The organism is Paenibacillus sp. PvR133 (assembly GCF_017833155.1).
GTDB lineage: Bacteria > Bacillota > Bacilli > Paenibacillales > Paenibacillaceae > Paenibacillus > Paenibacillus polymyxa_B.
The window spans coordinates 3,551,017-3,566,151 of the sequence record NZ_JAFIBS010000001.1 but is presented as its reverse complement, the minus strand read 5'-3'; the positions used below and the strand labels follow the sequence as shown (position 1 = coordinate 3,566,151).

Annotated in this window: 14 protein-coding genes and 1 other annotated feature; of the genes, 6 read left to right on the top strand and 8 right to left on the bottom strand. The window is 46.1% G+C overall.

Going from position 1 to position 15,135, the window contains the following annotated elements; translation table 11 throughout:
- Positions 1 to 444: 444 nt before the first annotated feature.
- Positions 445 to 1,041 (bottom strand): DUF2087 domain-containing protein, encoded by a 597-nt coding sequence (locus JOE49_RS15865; RefSeq protein ID WP_023988258.1) that lies wholly within the window; start codon positions 1,039 to 1,041, stop codon positions 445 to 447.
- Between the two features lie 295 nt (positions 1,042 to 1,336).
- Between JOE49_RS15865 and JOE49_RS15860 the strand changes: the two genes are divergently transcribed.
- From JOE49_RS15860 to JOE49_RS15850, 3 genes are all read left to right on the top strand, one after another.
- On the top strand, positions 1,337 to 2,308 hold the full coding sequence (locus JOE49_RS15860) for a YpdA family putative bacillithiol disulfide reductase (RefSeq protein ID WP_023988257.1): 972 nt from the start codon (positions 1,337 to 1,339) through the stop codon (positions 2,306 to 2,308).
- A gap of 22 nt (positions 2,309 to 2,330) precedes the next feature.
- The gene (locus JOE49_RS15855) at positions 2,331 to 2,774 is read left to right on the top strand and encodes a DUF441 domain-containing protein (protein WP_209941807.1); all 444 of its coding nucleotides are present in this window, start codon (positions 2,331 to 2,333) and stop codon (positions 2,772 to 2,774) included.
- A 115-nt stretch (positions 2,775 to 2,889) separates the two neighbouring features.
- Positions 2,890 to 3,402 (top strand): hypothetical protein, encoded by a 513-nt coding sequence (locus JOE49_RS15850; RefSeq protein ID WP_023988256.1) that lies wholly within the window; start codon positions 2,890 to 2,892, stop codon positions 3,400 to 3,402.
- Positions 3,403 to 3,535: 133 nt separating this feature from the next.
- Here the strand turns inward: JOE49_RS15850 and JOE49_RS15845 are convergent, their stop codons facing one another.
- Positions 3,536 to 3,838, bottom strand: coding sequence for a HesB/YadR/YfhF family protein (locus JOE49_RS15845; protein WP_013309976.1), 303 nt, complete (start codon positions 3,836 to 3,838; stop codon positions 3,536 to 3,538).
- A 348-nt stretch (positions 3,839 to 4,186) separates the two neighbouring features.
- Positions 4,187 to 4,372 carry a hypothetical protein gene (locus JOE49_RS15840; protein WP_226887697.1) on the bottom strand — a complete coding sequence of 62 codons (186 nt, stop codon included), beginning with the start codon at positions 4,370 to 4,372 and terminating at the stop codon, positions 4,187 to 4,189.
- A gap of 50 nt (positions 4,373 to 4,422) precedes the next feature.
- On the opposite strand from JOE49_RS15840, the gene JOE49_RS15835 reads away from it, so the two are divergent.
- Both JOE49_RS15835 and JOE49_RS15830 read left to right on the top strand, forming a co-directional pair.
- The gene (locus JOE49_RS15835) at positions 4,423 to 6,180 is read left to right on the top strand and encodes an ABC transporter ATP-binding protein (RefSeq protein ID WP_023988255.1); all 1,758 of its coding nucleotides are present in this window, start codon (positions 4,423 to 4,425) and stop codon (positions 6,178 to 6,180) included.
- Positions 6,180 to 8,264, top strand: coding sequence for an ABC transporter ATP-binding protein (locus tag JOE49_RS15830; RefSeq protein WP_209941805.1), 2,085 nt, complete (start codon positions 6,180 to 6,182; stop codon positions 8,262 to 8,264). The genes JOE49_RS15835 and JOE49_RS15830 overlap by 1 nt, the downstream gene beginning before the upstream one ends.
- A 125-nt stretch (positions 8,265 to 8,389) precedes the next feature.
- Here JOE49_RS15830 and JOE49_RS15825 read toward each other — a convergent pair whose 3' ends face one another.
- From JOE49_RS15825 to JOE49_RS15815, 3 genes are all read right to left on the bottom strand, one after another.
- Positions 8,390 to 9,358, bottom strand: a complete 969-nt coding sequence (locus tag JOE49_RS15825; protein ID WP_053325275.1) for an S-layer homology domain-containing protein — start codon at positions 9,356 to 9,358, stop codon at positions 8,390 to 8,392.
- A 264-nt stretch (positions 9,359 to 9,622) separates the two neighbouring features.
- Positions 9,623 to 11,350, bottom strand: coding sequence for an arginine--tRNA ligase (argS, locus tag JOE49_RS15820; protein WP_209941803.1), 1,728 nt, complete (start codon positions 11,348 to 11,350; stop codon positions 9,623 to 9,625).
- Between the two features lie 58 nt (positions 11,351 to 11,408).
- Positions 11,409 to 11,667 (bottom strand) — a binding site (T-box leader).
- 77 nt (positions 11,668 to 11,744) lie between these two features.
- Positions 11,745 to 12,074, bottom strand: coding sequence for a four-helix bundle copper-binding protein (locus JOE49_RS15815; protein ID WP_023988251.1), 330 nt, complete (start codon positions 12,072 to 12,074; stop codon positions 11,745 to 11,747).
- Positions 12,075 to 12,336: 262 nt separating this feature from the next.
- Here JOE49_RS15815 and JOE49_RS15810 point away from each other — a divergent pair, with 262 nt between their 5' ends.
- Complete coding sequence (locus JOE49_RS15810; RefSeq protein ID WP_023988250.1) at positions 12,337 to 12,852, top strand: MogA/MoaB family molybdenum cofactor biosynthesis protein; 516 nt, start codon at positions 12,337 to 12,339, stop codon at positions 12,850 to 12,852.
- A 66-nt stretch (positions 12,853 to 12,918) separates the two neighbouring features.
- Here the strand turns inward: JOE49_RS15810 and JOE49_RS15805 are convergent, their stop codons facing one another.
- Positions 12,919 to 14,382: a nicotinate phosphoribosyltransferase gene (locus tag JOE49_RS15805; RefSeq protein WP_023988249.1), complete on the bottom strand. Its 1,464-nt coding sequence runs from the start codon at positions 14,380 to 14,382 to the stop codon at positions 12,919 to 12,921.
- A gap of 120 nt (positions 14,383 to 14,502) precedes the next feature.
- Entirely contained in the window at positions 14,503 to 15,069 is a 567-nt protein-coding gene (locus JOE49_RS15800; RefSeq protein ID WP_023988248.1) for a cysteine hydrolase family protein, read from the bottom strand.
- Positions 15,070 to 15,135: the final 66 nt, after the last annotated feature.

Genomic DNA, 15,135 nt, shown 5'->3' with positions numbered 1-15,135 from the left:
TGTTATTCGATCGATCGGTATACATTTTTCTCCCCGCATGCAAACAACGCAAAAAATCCGCAGGGGTTTCCCTGCGGAGGGTATACGATTCAGGCCGATGTGATCCGTTCGTTCACTTAAGCAAGCAGTCTTCACAGACCACTCCCCAGAACCAGCAACTGGATAACAAGATGCCTAACCATAAAAAATCCGCAGGGAATCACTCCCTGCGGATTTCGTTGGTTCTACTGCCAACCAACTGCTAAGCCAAGACTATAGATCTATACAGTCTTTAACCGTGCATCGTCCGTGCGGGAGACAAGTCATTCTGCTGCTGAACCCATCCATTCATGTTCGTACGCATATAACATCGCCTCCTCCTAAAATTTCCTTTATCATACAAGTCCATCAATTGTCTGTCAAGGCTGCCCACGAAACTTTTTTGAAATCTTTGTCAAGTTTCGTTTAGTGTACTTGATCCCAGCGCGTCCACATCTCACGCGGGTTCAATTCGTACATTTCCCGTTCCCTGTACATAAACTGATGCATAATCAGCTCACGCCGAATCGTTGCAAAATCCTCATGGTATTGCTTGATCCACTCGTTTAATTCACGTTCAGGATACATGCGGCCTGGCTCCAGCTTTTCTGCCAGCATCTGAAGGACGATTAATTTTTTCTTATACTGCGCAGGGATTTGGCGCAACTTGCCGTCCTTGGAAAAAAAATTGCGTAAAACCGACGCCTCCAGCGTTTCATTCAACTCTGACATCTCTTCCTCCCCCTCTCCTTTTTCGAAAATAAATCGCACCGTCGCCTCGGCATGCTGCCGGATCAGCTCTGGATTCAGTGTAAAATACACCATGTTTTTATCACGTCGTTCCTTAATCAGCCCAGCCTCACGGAGTTTGGAAGCATGATGTGTAACAGTCGGCTGAGACAAATTCAGCTTTTTCGCCAAAGCTTGGCCATGCATCTCCCCACGGGACAAAAGAAGTAATATTCGCATACGCGTTGGATCAGCAAGTGCTTTATGATAATTGACCATTTTATCCAGTTGCATCGTTATTGCACCTCTTTTCACTAGTACATACTTGCTATGCAAGCGAATTCAATCACATAAAATAGATATATATCTAATTATATGTTTACTAAAAGTAGCTGTCAATCTTCACCTTCCATCATCACTTTCTGAAAACGGCTGGATATTGTGTTCGCATTGCGGTAGGATTATTATTTGAAAACTTCTCACATACTGAGCTATTTGCTTCAATCCTGAGATCCGTTTTTAATCGTCAAAATAATGTTAACCCTACAAAACTGGCGTAATAAACCAATACAACTGGAGGTTCATCCAAATGTACGACGTAATCATTATCGGTGGCGGACCCTGCGGACTATCCGCTGCAATCGAATGCAGCCGCAGAGGTTTGCAAACTGTCATTATTGAAAAAAGCAACATCGTTCACTCCATTTTTCTGTATCCGACCAACATGCAGTTTTTTAGCACCGCCGAACTACTGGAAATCGGTGATGTTCCATTCAGCACCCCTAATGATAAACCTTTTCGTCATGAAGCACTGGCGTACTATCGTAAGGTAGCCACTCATTATAACTTGAACATTCAGCATTATGAGGAGGCCCAGTCCATTCATCGCCAGGATGACGGTACATTTACCGTACATACCCTGAGCAAAGGGGAAATAACCAAAACGTATTCGTCACGCTATGTCGTTGTGGCTACAGGATATTTTGATCATCCGAACTATTTGGGCATTCCCGGGGAACAATTGGATAAAGTCACGCACTATTTCAGCGAAGCCCATCCCTATACAGGAACCCGGGTCGCAGTCATCGGTGGCAGTAACTCTGCGGTAGATGCTGCAATGGAATTGGTGCGGGTCGGAGCTACGATTGATATGGTATATCGTCGAAGCGAGTTGTCCCAATACATCAAGCCGTGGGTTCGTCCACTGTTTGACAGTATGGTACAAAAAGGGAAAATCACGCTGCACTTAGGCGCACGCATTACCGAAATTCATCCAGACCATGTCGTAGTCACTCCGCTGGACACTGAAGCATTCCGACTCGAAAATGATTTTGTACTGGCACTGACTGGATTTCACCCGGAGCGAAAACTGCTGGAGTCTGTTGGCGTCCACATGGCTGAGGATCTGGACAAACCAGAATTTAACCCTGCCACGATGGAAACGAACATCCCAGGTATATATGTCGCTGGGGTCATCGCTTCAGGCAGCAATGCCAATGAAGTGTTTATTGAAACAGGCCGCTGGCACGGGCGACAAATCGCCGAACATATCCAAAGCTAAATAAACGAAGGAGAACATCTGTATGGATTACAGCTCACTTATCTTACTGGTATTGGCTGGTCTTGGGATTGTTAGTGGCAACTCTACCGTGACTATTGCCATGGTTGTATTACTGCTGGTGCGGGTAACCAGCTTTCATTCTGCTTTCCCCTGGCTTGAAAGGTATGGCCTGACAATCGGAATTATTATTTTGACGATTGGGGTCATGACCCCGCTAGCCAGCGGTAAAATCAGTATCAATCAGGTGATGGAGTCTTTCCTGCACTGGAAATCACTGCTCGCGATTGGTATCGGAATTTTGGTAGCCTATCTTGGCGGCCGCGGAGTAACTTTGATGTCTGGACAGCCCATTATTGTGACAGGTTTACTGATCGGGACCGTCATTGGCGTTGCCTTCTTTAAAGGAGTTCCTGTTGGACCTCTGATTGCTGCCGGATTGCTTTCCTTGTTAATCGGCCGCAGCTAAATTCGTACAACAAATATAGGAATAAATGATAGCAATCTGCATGTCGGGCTGAATTCAGTCCCGCTTTGTGGTATACTCATATCGCATAATTTGGTAAATGCAGGAGGCTTGACCGATGTCTCGACAATTTGTAACGGAAGCTGTAATGGTGGCTATATACGGCCAACTACTTACATCTCCCGCCCCTGTGGAATATATAGTGCCTTACACATCACTGCTAGAGCTATACGAATTCCAGGATAGCACAGAGCCGCTCATGGATAATCCTATGGACGATCAACATGTGAAGCGGAAGGTAAGCGAGTTGATCAGTTATTTTGAGGAACCGTTGAATCAGAAAAAAATTCGGCGTGCCCTTCAGATGCCTTGGGCCAAGAGCTTGCCTATTCTATTCGATGCCAATACATCACTCATTATCATTAATGCTGTTGATACTGCGCATTACGGAGAATATTTTGATCCAATTGAGACTGAACTAGTGTTGACAGCTCAACGTGAATCATTACCTATTCTGACGGATCAATTGGACTGGATCCACCGCATTATCGAAGCTTCCGTACCTGTACATGTGTACGACATTGATGATTTTGATTTTGCACTCGATGGCCCGATACTTAACAACCCTTAACATACGACATACCCGCCTTAACCACAAAAAAGCGGTGGAGCATCATGTACAGGTTCATCTCCTGTAACACGATACTCCACCGCTTTTCTTGTCCAAGAACAACTATTTGCACGCTATGATTGACAGTAGAGCGCTAAGCTTGTCCATCCTCAACATAGGTGTAAATAATGTCATCATGTTCCTCCAAATACTTAACTTCCAGATGATGGCCCTTCAGATACCAGTAATCCTGGTCCTCCATATAAAACGTAATGCCAGCCGCTTCATGCTGTAATACGGGGTGCTGCGGAGGCTCTACGGCAATTCCCAGAGAAAAGCCTGGATGCAACCCGCCGCCAGAGCTATAGCGAACAAAAAAACGGATCGAATCTCCACGATTCAAACTAAGCTCCTTAATGTACCACTGTGCCGCAGGTTCAGTTACCTGTATGCTCATACGTTATGCTCATCTCCTTGTACAATGACGTCTGCCAACTATATCATAGCATCTTTTAGAATGACCACCAACCGTCCCAACCCAGCGAGCTTCTTGGACAAGTCATATACATTTTTTTGAAAAAGGTTTGACAATTCGCAAAAAAGGGTGTTAAGATTCAACCATACGAGATCCATTTTGAAATTTATTACCAATTTGAACGATTACTCATGTTAGAATGAACCCATTTTGAGGAAGAAAGGAGTGTTACCGGTGCTAAAATTTCCTATTGCATTTTACCCACATCTACAAACACAACAACTTCATACCGGAGCATCTCCCCTGTCGCATCCTTCAGAATTGGGCCATTCACGTTGTATGGTTTAATACGAGTGGCTGCCTGCGTTTGAGCAGTTTTTCAGTGGTGAGTGTGCTGAAAATACCTGCGCGCCATATGATATTGAGATTTAAGGCATATCGTCTGCGGACGGTATGCCTTTTTTGCGCCTGTTGCCGGATCATATTTGTGGTAGCAAGCCGCTGTTGTTTCTTCAAAATGGTACACAACTCTCGAAAGAACTTGTCATGAAAGGATGGGATTCCTCTTGTTTTCGGTACTTAAAAATTTAAGCTGGTTTTTTAAAAGAGAACGAAGCCGATACTCCATTGGATTGTTTTTGCTGATAGCCGTTGGTGTGCTGGAGCTTGCTCCACCTCGGCTACTAGGTAGTGCCATTGATGAGATTGTGCGCGGTTCGATTTCCTGGTCCTCACTTTGGCGCTATATTTTGTACATCATAGGCATTCTAGCCGTCATCTACTACATTACGTACATATGGATGCACAAGCTGTTTGGTGGTGCCAATCTGGTGGAGCGCTTACTGCGCACACGCTTTATGAATCATCTACTGCGGATGACCCCTCCATTTTTTGAACGTAATCGTACTGGTGATCTGATGGCTCGTGCTACGAACGACCTTCGCTCCGTAGCAAGTACAGCGGGCTTCGGCATGCTGACACTGACAGACTCTACGGTCTATCTAAGCGTTGTATTAGTTGCCATGGGTACCCTAATCAGTTGGAAGTTGACACTGGCAGCTATCCTGCCCCTACCTTTTATTGCACTGGCTATGAGCATTTACGGTAAAGCCGTTCACGAGCGTTACACACTGGCACAAGATGCATTTGGTGATATGAACGATCAGGTGTTGGAATCCGTAGCAGGCATCCGAGTCATTCGCGCCTATGTGCAAGAGCGAATGGACGAAAAGCGTTTCGCTGATATTACCGACGATGTATTTCGTAAAAATCTGGCTGTCGCTCGGATGGATGCTCTCTTTGAACCAACGATTCGTTTATGTGTAGGACTTAGCTATGTCATTGGACTCGGTTATGGTATTTATCTGGTATTTCATAACGATATCACGCTAGGCGAATTGGTCTCCTTTAATATGTATCTAGGAATGATGATTTGGCCGATGTTTGCCATTGGAGAGCTGATTAACATTATGCAGCGCGGTAGCGCTTCCCTGGACCGGGTCAATGAAACTCTCGATGTCCAGCCAGACGTTCAGGATGCAGCTCAACCTGTTCCAGTGGACCGCCTCGAATCCATCAGGATGAAAGACGTTACCTTCCGTTACCCTACTTCTACTATTGACAATCTGTCACATGTGAGTCTGGAGCTCAAACGCGGAGAAACGCTAGGCGTCGTTGGTAGAACCGGCAGCGGGAAATCCACTCTGCTCAAACAGCTACTGCATGAATATCCGACGGGTAGCGGTGATATTTTAATCTCCGGCATACGTTTGGAGGACATTGCAGTAGAACAACTACACAGCTGGATCGGCTACGTGCCGCAAGAGCAAATTTTGTTTTCTAAATCGGTGCGCGAGAACATTCAGTTCGGGAAACCTCGTGCAGATGATGACGACATTATGGAAGCTATCCGTACAGCTGCCTTCGACCAGGATTTAGGTACCTTGTCTGATGGGCTGGATACACTGGTCGGAGAAAAAGGTATCGCCCTGTCCGGCGGCCAGAAGCAGCGTGTTTCGCTGGCACGCGCCTTTATCGGTGATCCGGATATTCTATTGCTCGACGATGCACTATCTGCAGTAGATGCCCGGACGGAAGCAAGGATTATTGACAATATCCGACGTAAGCGCTCGGGTAAAACAACCTTGATCTCCACCCACCGCCTCTCTGCTGTAGAACATGCAGACCGGATCGTCGTGCTGGAGCAAGGACGCATTATTGAGGAAGGGACCCACAGCGAGCTGCTTCAGGCTGACGGATGGTACCGACAACAGTATGAACGGCAACAAGTGGAATCTGATCTGACCTCAGGGGAGGTATCCTAATGAAACCTAATATCGGCAAAAGGCTATTCCAGTACGCGCTGACGAGCAAAGCAGGCTTTATTGCCGCTCTCATCGCTTTGGCTATCGGAGTAGCCGCCGAGCTCGCTGGTCCCTTCATCGCCAAAACGATGATTGACGACCATATGCTCGCTATTGAAAAACCATTTTATGAAACAACTAGTGTGGACGGAACTGTAAGCTATGCTGGAACCCACTTTAAGCGTGAAGATCGCTTTGAGTCCGGGGAGACCAAAGGTCGCGAAGCGAGGATTTTACAAGTTGGGAAATCTTTCGTATTTATCGATGGCTCGGTTAAAGTGGCTGACGGTAACCGCTCCTTTACGAACGGAACGCTGACTGTGACACGCGGCTCCGACACCTTTCGCTATGAAGCTAAGGCTCTGACAGCTGATGAACTGTATAGCTTTTACAAACCGGAAATGCCCGGTATCTTTCAGCTGATTGGCTGGTATTGCTTCTTCCTGATTATTTCCATTTTTGCTGAATTCGGCAAAACATACTGGCTGCAATCCTCGGCGAACAAGGTCATTCAAAGGCTTCGGCTTGATCTCTACGCGCACATCCAGCGGTTGCCAGTTTACTTTTTTGATAACTTGCCCGCAGGCAAAGTCGTATCCCGTGTTACGAATGACACTGAGGCAGTCAAAGATTTGTTTGTGGCTGTGCTCTCAAATTTCACTTCAGGGATTGTAACGATGGCAGGAGTATATGTTGCACTCTTTTTACTGGACTTCAGACTGGGTCTTATCTCTCTGTTTATTGTACCGTTACTGATCTTGTGGATTGTATTGTATCGCAAGGTCGCCACCCGCTATAATACGATCATTCGGTCCAGACTCAGTGAAATTAATGCGATTATCAATGAATCGATTCAAGGGATGTCCATCATTCGCGTATTCCGCCACCAGAAACAAACGCAGCAAGAGTTTGAAGAACTGAATGATGATTATATGAAGCATCAGAATAAAATGCTGAATTTGAACGCCTTCACCTCGCACAATTTAGTCAACGTGTTGAGAAATCTCGCCTTTGCCGTCGTGTTGTGGTATTTCGGATCTGAGGCGCTCGGAACTACAGGTAGTGCTGTTTCACTAGGCGTATTGTATGCCTTCGTCGATGTGCTGGGTCGACTGTTCCAACCTATGACGGGTATGGTCAACCAACTCGCCGTACTGGATACTTCCATCGTATCCTCAGGACGCGTATTTGAGTTGATGTACGAAACTGGAGAGCCGGTGACGGACGGCACGATGCCGCGCTACAAAGGCCAGGTAGAGTTTAACGACGTTTCCTTTGCCTACAAAAAGGATGATGTACTTAAACATATTTCCTTTACTGCACAGCCCGGGCAAACAGTTGCCCTTGTCGGACATACCGGATCAGGCAAAAGTTCGATTATTAACCTGCTATTCCGGTTCTATGATCCGCAAAAAGGAACGATCACCATTGACGGAACGTCTGTCAAAGACATCCCTAAGCAATGGCTTCGCCATCATATGGGTATTGTTCTTCAAGATCCATATTTGTTTACAGGTACGGTAGCCTCTAATGTCAGTCTCGAAGACAGCCGAATCACGAGAGAACAGGTGAATAAAGCGCTGCATGACGTTGGAGCCGACAAATTGCTGGCCCATTTGCCGCAAGGATTCGATGAGCCTGTTATTGAAAAAGGTAGCACCTTATCAGCCGGGCAACGCCAGCTAATTTCCTTCGCTCGTGCACTAGCCTTTGATCCCGCAATTTTAATTCTGGATGAAGCTACTGCCAATATTGACACCGAAACGGAAGCGCTCATCCAATCCGCTCTTGAGGTACTCAAGAAGGGACGTACGACCTTTATCATTGCTCACCGTTTGTCCACCATTCGCAGTGCGGACCAAATTTTGGTGCTTCATCGGGGTGAAATTGTTGAACGGGGTAGCCATGACGAACTTATGGCTCAAGGCGGTCGTTACTTCCAAATGTATCAGCTCCAGTCGGGAACAGTTGCAACAGATTCGGCTTCATCCTCTGCTACGCCTTCTGCGCAAGATGACCTGCTTGCAGGCAAAGTCAGCATTTAAAGCTTGAATAGCCCTATTGCTTAGGGCTAACGATTAACATTTGGTATGAAAAAAACCAGCAAGTCTCCCCTACAAATTAGAGGCTCGCTGGTTTTATTTATATCTATAACATAGGGCTCGTAATTTTATTTAGCTACAGACGTGCCTGTTCCTGTGGGCGGAAGCACTGTTCCATCTACTGCTTTAAGCGTAACCTTATACTTGCTGTCTACCAATGTGCTTGTGTGGGTATCCGTAATGACCTGAATATTCATTTCCCCTGGCTTTGGACTAGTCAGCTTGTAGTAAATTACTGCATTCGTATCATCTACGTAGTCGATGTGATCCACTTCAATGCCGTAACCTGGATTAGGTGCCTGCAGACGGGTGATTGTCACTTTGTTCTGCTCGTCATTTGCCTTCTCTATACTCATACTAATGTTATTTTGTTGAACCGGATCTACAGGCTCAGCCGGATTTTCAGGAGTAGCTTCAACCGTTTTATGACTTTGTACAAATTCGGATGCGTTATAGACCATTTCTGCTGCCTCCATCCGCGTTACTTTACGATCCGGGTTAAAGTTGCTCTGTTCGTCCAATTTTGCAATTTTGGTCAATAGCAGGAATTGAACGGCTGCATTTGATTCCTGGTCTAGTTTTTTGCCATCCGCTACATTAATTAACATACGGACAGTTGGATATTCACCCGTTGCACTCACTGCTTTATACAGAATATTCGCAAATTGTTCTCTTGTCATACGGGTGCTTGGATCAATATCTGGTGACAAAGGGATTTGGTGTTGGGCTGCAATCCGATAGGACTGGGCATACCATGCAGAAGCCGGAATGTTTGCAAAGGAACCCGTTGTGAAATCAGGCATTACCTGAAGATCCATTGCACGAACAACCAAGTGTACTCCTTGTGCATACGTGAGCGTTTGATCCGGTGCAAATTTATCCTTGGTTATTCCTTGAATAATTCCTTTGTCCTGAAGTGAGTTTACGATCTTCTCCTGTTCAGCTCCCTTTATATCACGAAAAGCAGAGGCCGACGTAGCTACTGCCAATGAGCAGATGACAAGCAGGGCAGCTGTCACGCTTTTGTTCTTTTTCATGAGATACACCTCCATGTTTACTTTGCTTCTACACTTACCGACGCAATAAAAGCATCAAATGTTTCAAATATGCACAAATTGGTTGCAAAACAGTGGAATACCTGCGATTAGTGTACCCGTCTAACTCTTTTCTGCTCACAATCTTTATACATACCCAAAAGTGCCTGTAACCGATTTATTTTTTTACAGTATTCCTTTGGAAGAGCCAGGTCTGGGTAGCAGTCATCCCGCCAGCAAAAACTCGCTCCCCTTTGTTCGCTTTGCTTACATCCGATTCGGTGCTTTCAGACCAAGAAGTTGCAGCGCGCATGCCAGAATATCGGCAGTTTGTTCTGCCAACTGAATACGCCACTGTCCACCATCGACAATCCTTTCCTTGGCGTAAAAACGGTTAAACGCCTGGGCCGTATCCAATGCAAATCTCGCAATTACCGAAGGCTCCAGTTGGCGAACCGCACGTATCAGTTGTCCGTGATAGCGATCCAACTGCTTAAGCAGCGCCCAACCTGTGTCACCCAACATTCCATCCGATACGTCATTCAAATCACGAGAATGGCTATCTTGGACAAGGGCGTTGTCGCTAGAATTGGTATTATCAACATCGGCGCGAGCGTGAGCTTTCTCCAGAAGGCTGCGTATGCGCGCATGAGTATACTGCACATAAGGCCCGGTCTCGCCTTCAAAGGTCAGCGCCTCCTCCAACGAAAAATCCACTTCATTCAGCCGGTTGTTTTTTAAATCACCAAAAATAATCGCCCCGATACCAACGTCCTCAGCTACTGCCTGTTGTTCCTGCAAATCGGGGTTCTTCTGAGTAATGATGGCTTGAGCACGCGCTATAGCTTCATCCAGCACCTCCTCCAGTTTGACAACTTTTCCGCGTCTTGTGGACATTTTCTTACCCGCAAACCGCATTAATCCAAACGGCACATGCTCACATTGCTCCGCCCAAGCCTCCCCTGCATGCTTCAGCACCGCAAACACCTGCTGGAAATGCAACTTCTGTTCTCCACCAACGACGTACAGCAACCGATCAGCCTTCATCACTTCATGACGATAAATCGCTGTTGCCAGATCACGTGTCGGATAAATGGTAGTCCCATCCTTTTTTAGAATAAGACACGGAGGCAGTTCTTCATCTTCCAGACGAACCACGAGCGCGCCATCACTTTCCTCCAGCAATCCTTTTGCTCTTAATTGAGCAACAACTGCCTGCATCTTATCATTGTAAAAACTTTCTCCCAGCACATGGTCAAATGTAATGTTTAGACGCTGGTACATACGATCAAATTCACCCAGACTAACTTCAACAAAAAACTCCCATAGTTGTTGAGCCTCAGCATCCCCATGCTCCAAACGTCGGAACCACTCGCGGCCTTCATCCTCCAAAGTCGGATCATGCTCGGCCTCCTGATGAAAACGAACATATAGCTTCAGCGATTCACCAATCGGATCATGTTGTAGCTGCTCCTCATTTCCCCATCTTTTATAGGCCGCAATTTGCTTGCCAAACTGTGTTCCCCAATCCCCAAGATGATTCACACTAACTGGAACATATCCGGTTTCACCAAGAATACGATACAAGGCAGCACCGATAACAGTAGAGCGAAGATGACCGATACCAAACGGTTTGGCAATATTGGGCGAGGACATATCAATAACTACCCGCTGTCCGTGCCCGATATTGGGCCTGAGGAAATCGGCCTTGCTCAATTCAGCAAGCATAAGTGGAATATGAACAGATCGATCCAATGTTATATTTACATAGGCACCCGATGCTGAAGCAGTTAAACCTTCTTCATGATTCACTAGCTCCGCCAATTCCAGTGCAATGTGCTGTGGAGACTTTCGAAACTTTTTGGCCAGCACAAAACAGGGAAACGCCACATCTCCCCATTCGGGCTGCGGAGGCACCTCAAATAAAGATACAATTTCTTTCTCCTCCAAGCCCGTATGGGCCAATATCGCTTGAGCAGCAATCCTCATCAACATGATCTCTCTCCTCTTTTTATAGAATCTAACAAAAAAAGCCCCCGCCTCTTGAAATAATTCAAGAGACGAGAACTTTAATATCCCCGCGGTACCACTCTTCGTAAATCGGTTGTGTAGTTACAGCTAACTTACACAAATCGCGATTTCACTCCAATGACTAATAACGGTGTCTGCCGGGCTGATCTACTAGAAGTTCTGCTCGTTGGATCAACCGTCTCCCGGGTGCGCTTCACATCGGACCTCATACCGGCTTACACCTCTTCCGGCTCGCTGTAATGATACGGCTCCGCTGCTACTCTCCCGTTCCATGACGTTAATTCCAATCATTATACAAACCTATTCAGTAGAAAGCAACCTATTATTTCCTCTTCAGGCACTAGTTCCATATATGTAATTACACTGCCACCAATTGGCGGCACGCCTGAACGCAACGACGGCAGGCTTCGGCACAATGTTTGCAATGATCATGGGAATGCTTGCTGCATTCAGCAGCACATACCTCACAGGCCTTGGCGCACAGCTCACAGATTTGCTCGGCAAAATCCGTTCCACGCTGCAGCATTTGAGCAGCAAATCCGCATATTTCTGCACATTCCCTACTCACTCGAATACATTCACGCAGCATAGCTAAATCATATTCCTTCAAACTCGCTACGTAACATACATTGCAAGCGTTCATACATTCCAGGCAAGCATCCACGCATTGTTGGTATGAATGATTCATATTACATTACCTCCCAGTTGTTGACCCTGCTGTACTATTACCCGCTGACCCTTGAGATTAATCATTTGATGTGCGCGCTTTCAATAAAATAAAAACAAAGTAATCCCGACTTATGTAAGGAAGTGTACTATATTCCAGTGTGCAAGTGCAAGGATATTAATCACATGGATTTTTAGCCCCTGTTTCTGACTTGCATACATTCAGTCATTGCTCTATTGTAAAAAGTGTATGTCTAACCACCGATCAAGGAGTGAGCATTTCAATGAATATGTCTTCTGTAGAGGAGCATCGACAGGAATCCCCGCAACAGGTTAATTGCATGGTCGTGACTGTCTCGGACACCCGCACCGTGGAAACAGATACTGGGGGACGACTGCTCATGGATCTACTAGAAACCAATGGATATAAGGTTGTTCGATATGTCATCGTCAAAGATGACTACGAAGGTATTCAGCAGTTAGTATCCGAAGCAGCGGCACAGGATGAAATCGAGGCTGTACTTTTGACAGGCGGTACCGGTATTTCTCCACGTGATACTACATATGAAGCCGTCTCCTCTCTACTGGATAAGGAACTACCTGGCTTTGGAGAAATCTTCCGTTATTTAAGCTTTGCTGAGGACATTGGTTCAGCAGCTATCTTAAGCCGGGCTGTAGCTGGCACTGTGGGCCAGACAGCTGTATTTTCTATGCCTGGCTCACGTGGAGCCGTTCGTTTGGCAATGGAACGCATTATTGTCCCTGAGCTACGACATGTGATGAGAGAAATTTATAAATAAGCTCCTATTTCCTACATGCCGCGACACAAAAAGGCACCCCATACATTCATGAGGTGCCTCTTCCAACTATTCTTTTTCTTCAACTTCGGGCTGCATATAGCTATCGATCAGCTTTTGCTTCAGCTCCCATACCTTCTCGCTCAGATTTACACGATAAATTTCAGGGTTCAGCTTCCGCAAATATTCTGGCCAAAACAGTTTCAACTGTGAAGTATGGTAGGCACGAATTTCATCCAGCTCAGGAAGCTCATATACCTTCTGTCCATTTATAAAAATAGGCTCAAGCATTGGTACGGCTTCATAATTTTCTACATACTTCTTCATATACGGATGCAAAGGGTTAAACAGCTTCAGGCGCTTACCATTACGCGGACGCTCTTCATCCGGGAAAGAAATATAATCGGCCACAGCTCTCCCTTTTTTCTTATCCACAATGCGATATACATCCTTCTTGCCTGGTGTGGATACTTTTTCTGGATTACCCGAGATCTTAATCGTCGGCAACATTTCGCCATCCACTTCACGCTCAACCAGCTTGTACACCCCGCCAAGCGAAGGTTGATCTGAAGCCGTAATAAGCTGTGTTCCTACACCCCATACATCAATACGTGCCCCTTGGGCTTTCAGGTTAAAAATCGTATTTTCGTCCAAATCATTGGAAGCTACAATTTGTACGTAATCTAAGCCTTCAGCATCGAGCATTTCCCGCGCCTGAATGGATAGATAAGCCAAGTCACCGCTATCCAGACGGATTGCATTCATACGCTTGCCCTGACTCTCCAGCATTTTTGCTGTCCGAATCGCATGAGGAACACCACTTTCCAGCGTGTCAAAGGTGTCTACCAACAGTGTAACCTGGTCTGGTAAAACCTTCGCGTATACGTCAAACGCCTCCTGCTCCGTCATAAAGGTCTGCACCCATGAATGGGCATGTGTCCCCTTCGTCGGGATTCCAAAGTGCTCGCCTGCCAGCATATTAGAAGTCGCGTCAAAACCTGCCACATAAGCTGCTCGTGCTCCCCAAATCGCCGCATCAGCTTCCTGCGCACGCCGTGTCCCAAATTCGAGCAGTGTATCGTCACTTGCCACCTGCTTGATACGCGATGCCTTTGTCGCAATGAGTGTCTGATAGTTCATAAAATTCAGCAATGCCGTCTCGACAAGCTGCGTTTCCATAATCGTTCCTTCAACACGCACCAGAGGCTCATTTGGAAAAACAAGTGCCCCTTCTTTCATTGAATGGACAGTTCCACCAAACTTAAACTGGCGAAGCGCCTCCATGAACATGGGATCATACTTCTCTTCCTGCTCAGAAAGGTAGCGAATGTCCTCTTCTGTAAACCGCAAATTTGCAATATAATTCACAATGCGTTCCAGACCAGCGAACACGGCGTATCCATTACCAAAAGGGAGTTTACGGAAATACGCCTCGAACACAGCTTTACGCTGATGACTTCCGTTCACCCAATGGGCGTACATCATATTAATCTGATATTTATCTGTATGTAATGCGAGGCTCGTTGACTGCATCGTAATCATCCTCTCTGACTGTCCCCAGGTTTGTGGCAGCGTACCGCCTCATCTGCCCAGATTCAGCAATATCCGGCTCCATTTTGTTATCGGACATTGGTGCACAATCGTTAAGTTATTTTACTTCTTCTGACGTAAAACCGTATCCTCAGCCGACCGTACCGCAGCTCCAAGACTTCCCTCAAAATGACCCAAAGCCCAATCATGTCCAGCTTGATTAAAGCTCGCCACAGCGTCCTTGTATACAGTAATAGCAAAACCTTTGTTATAAGCATCTACAGCCGTATGCAGCACACATATATCTGTACACACACCAATTAGATGAACTTCCAGAACACCACGTTCACGCAGCCTGAGCTCCAGATCTGTGCCCGCAAAAGCACTGTACCGTGTTTTATCCAACCAGTAGATAAGATCACTTTGTTGCTCATAAAGGCTACGTAGCTTGCCATACAAATGTCGTCCGTTGGTTCCACGTATATTATGTGGAGGAAACAGCTTGCTCTCCGGATGATAAAGGTCGTTCTCCTCATGCAAATCCACAGCCATGACAACAAAGTCCCCTTGATCCACATATGCCTGAGTAATTGCTGCGATCCGTTCATCCAACTCAATCGCAGGTTGTCCTACAGGCAAACTACCGTCCACAAAATCTTTTGTGTAATCAATAACAATTAGTGCCTGCATCGTACGGTCAGCTCCTTATCCTCAAAGTGATATTGTACGTTCTATGCGTAACCTATTACATTAGGC

What these genes read in the sequence shown, in the direction of transcription:
- JOE49_RS15845 (WP_013309976.1), bottom strand. Translation starts at nt 3,838, where the DNA reads ATGAGCATACAGGTAACTGAACCTGCGGCACAGTGGTACATTAAGGAG.
- JOE49_RS15865 (WP_023988258.1), bottom strand. Translation starts at nt 1,041, where the DNA reads ATGCAACTGGATAAAATGGTCAATTATCATAAAGCACTTGCTGATCCA.
- JOE49_RS15860 (WP_023988257.1), top strand. Translation starts at nt 1,337, where the DNA reads ATGTACGACGTAATCATTATCGGTGGCGGACCCTGCGGACTATCCGCT.
- argS (WP_209941803.1), bottom strand. Translation starts at nt 11,350, where the DNA reads ATGTTGATGAGGATTGCTGCTCAAGCGATATTGGCCCATACGGGCTTG.
- JOE49_RS15815 (WP_023988251.1), bottom strand. Translation starts at nt 12,074, where the DNA reads ATGAATCATTCATACCAACAATGCGTGGATGCTTGCCTGGAATGTATG.
- JOE49_RS15800 (WP_023988248.1), bottom strand. Translation starts at nt 15,069, where the DNA reads ATGCAGGCACTAATTGTTATTGATTACACAAAAGATTTTGTGGACGGT.
- JOE49_RS15850 (WP_023988256.1), top strand. Translation starts at nt 2,890, where the DNA reads ATGTCTCGACAATTTGTAACGGAAGCTGTAATGGTGGCTATATACGGC.
- JOE49_RS15805 (WP_023988249.1), bottom strand. Translation starts at nt 14,382, where the DNA reads ATGCAGTCAACGAGCCTCGCATTACATACAGATAAATATCAGATTAAT.
- JOE49_RS15825 (WP_053325275.1), bottom strand. Translation starts at nt 9,358, where the DNA reads ATGAAAAAGAACAAAAGCGTGACAGCTGCCCTGCTTGTCATCTGCTCA.
- JOE49_RS15830 (WP_209941805.1), top strand. Translation starts at nt 6,180, where the DNA reads ATGAAACCTAATATCGGCAAAAGGCTATTCCAGTACGCGCTGACGAGC.
- JOE49_RS15855 (WP_209941807.1), top strand. Translation starts at nt 2,331, where the DNA reads ATGGATTACAGCTCACTTATCTTACTGGTATTGGCTGGTCTTGGGATT.
- JOE49_RS15810 (WP_023988250.1), top strand. Translation starts at nt 12,337, where the DNA reads ATGAATATGTCTTCTGTAGAGGAGCATCGACAGGAATCCCCGCAACAG.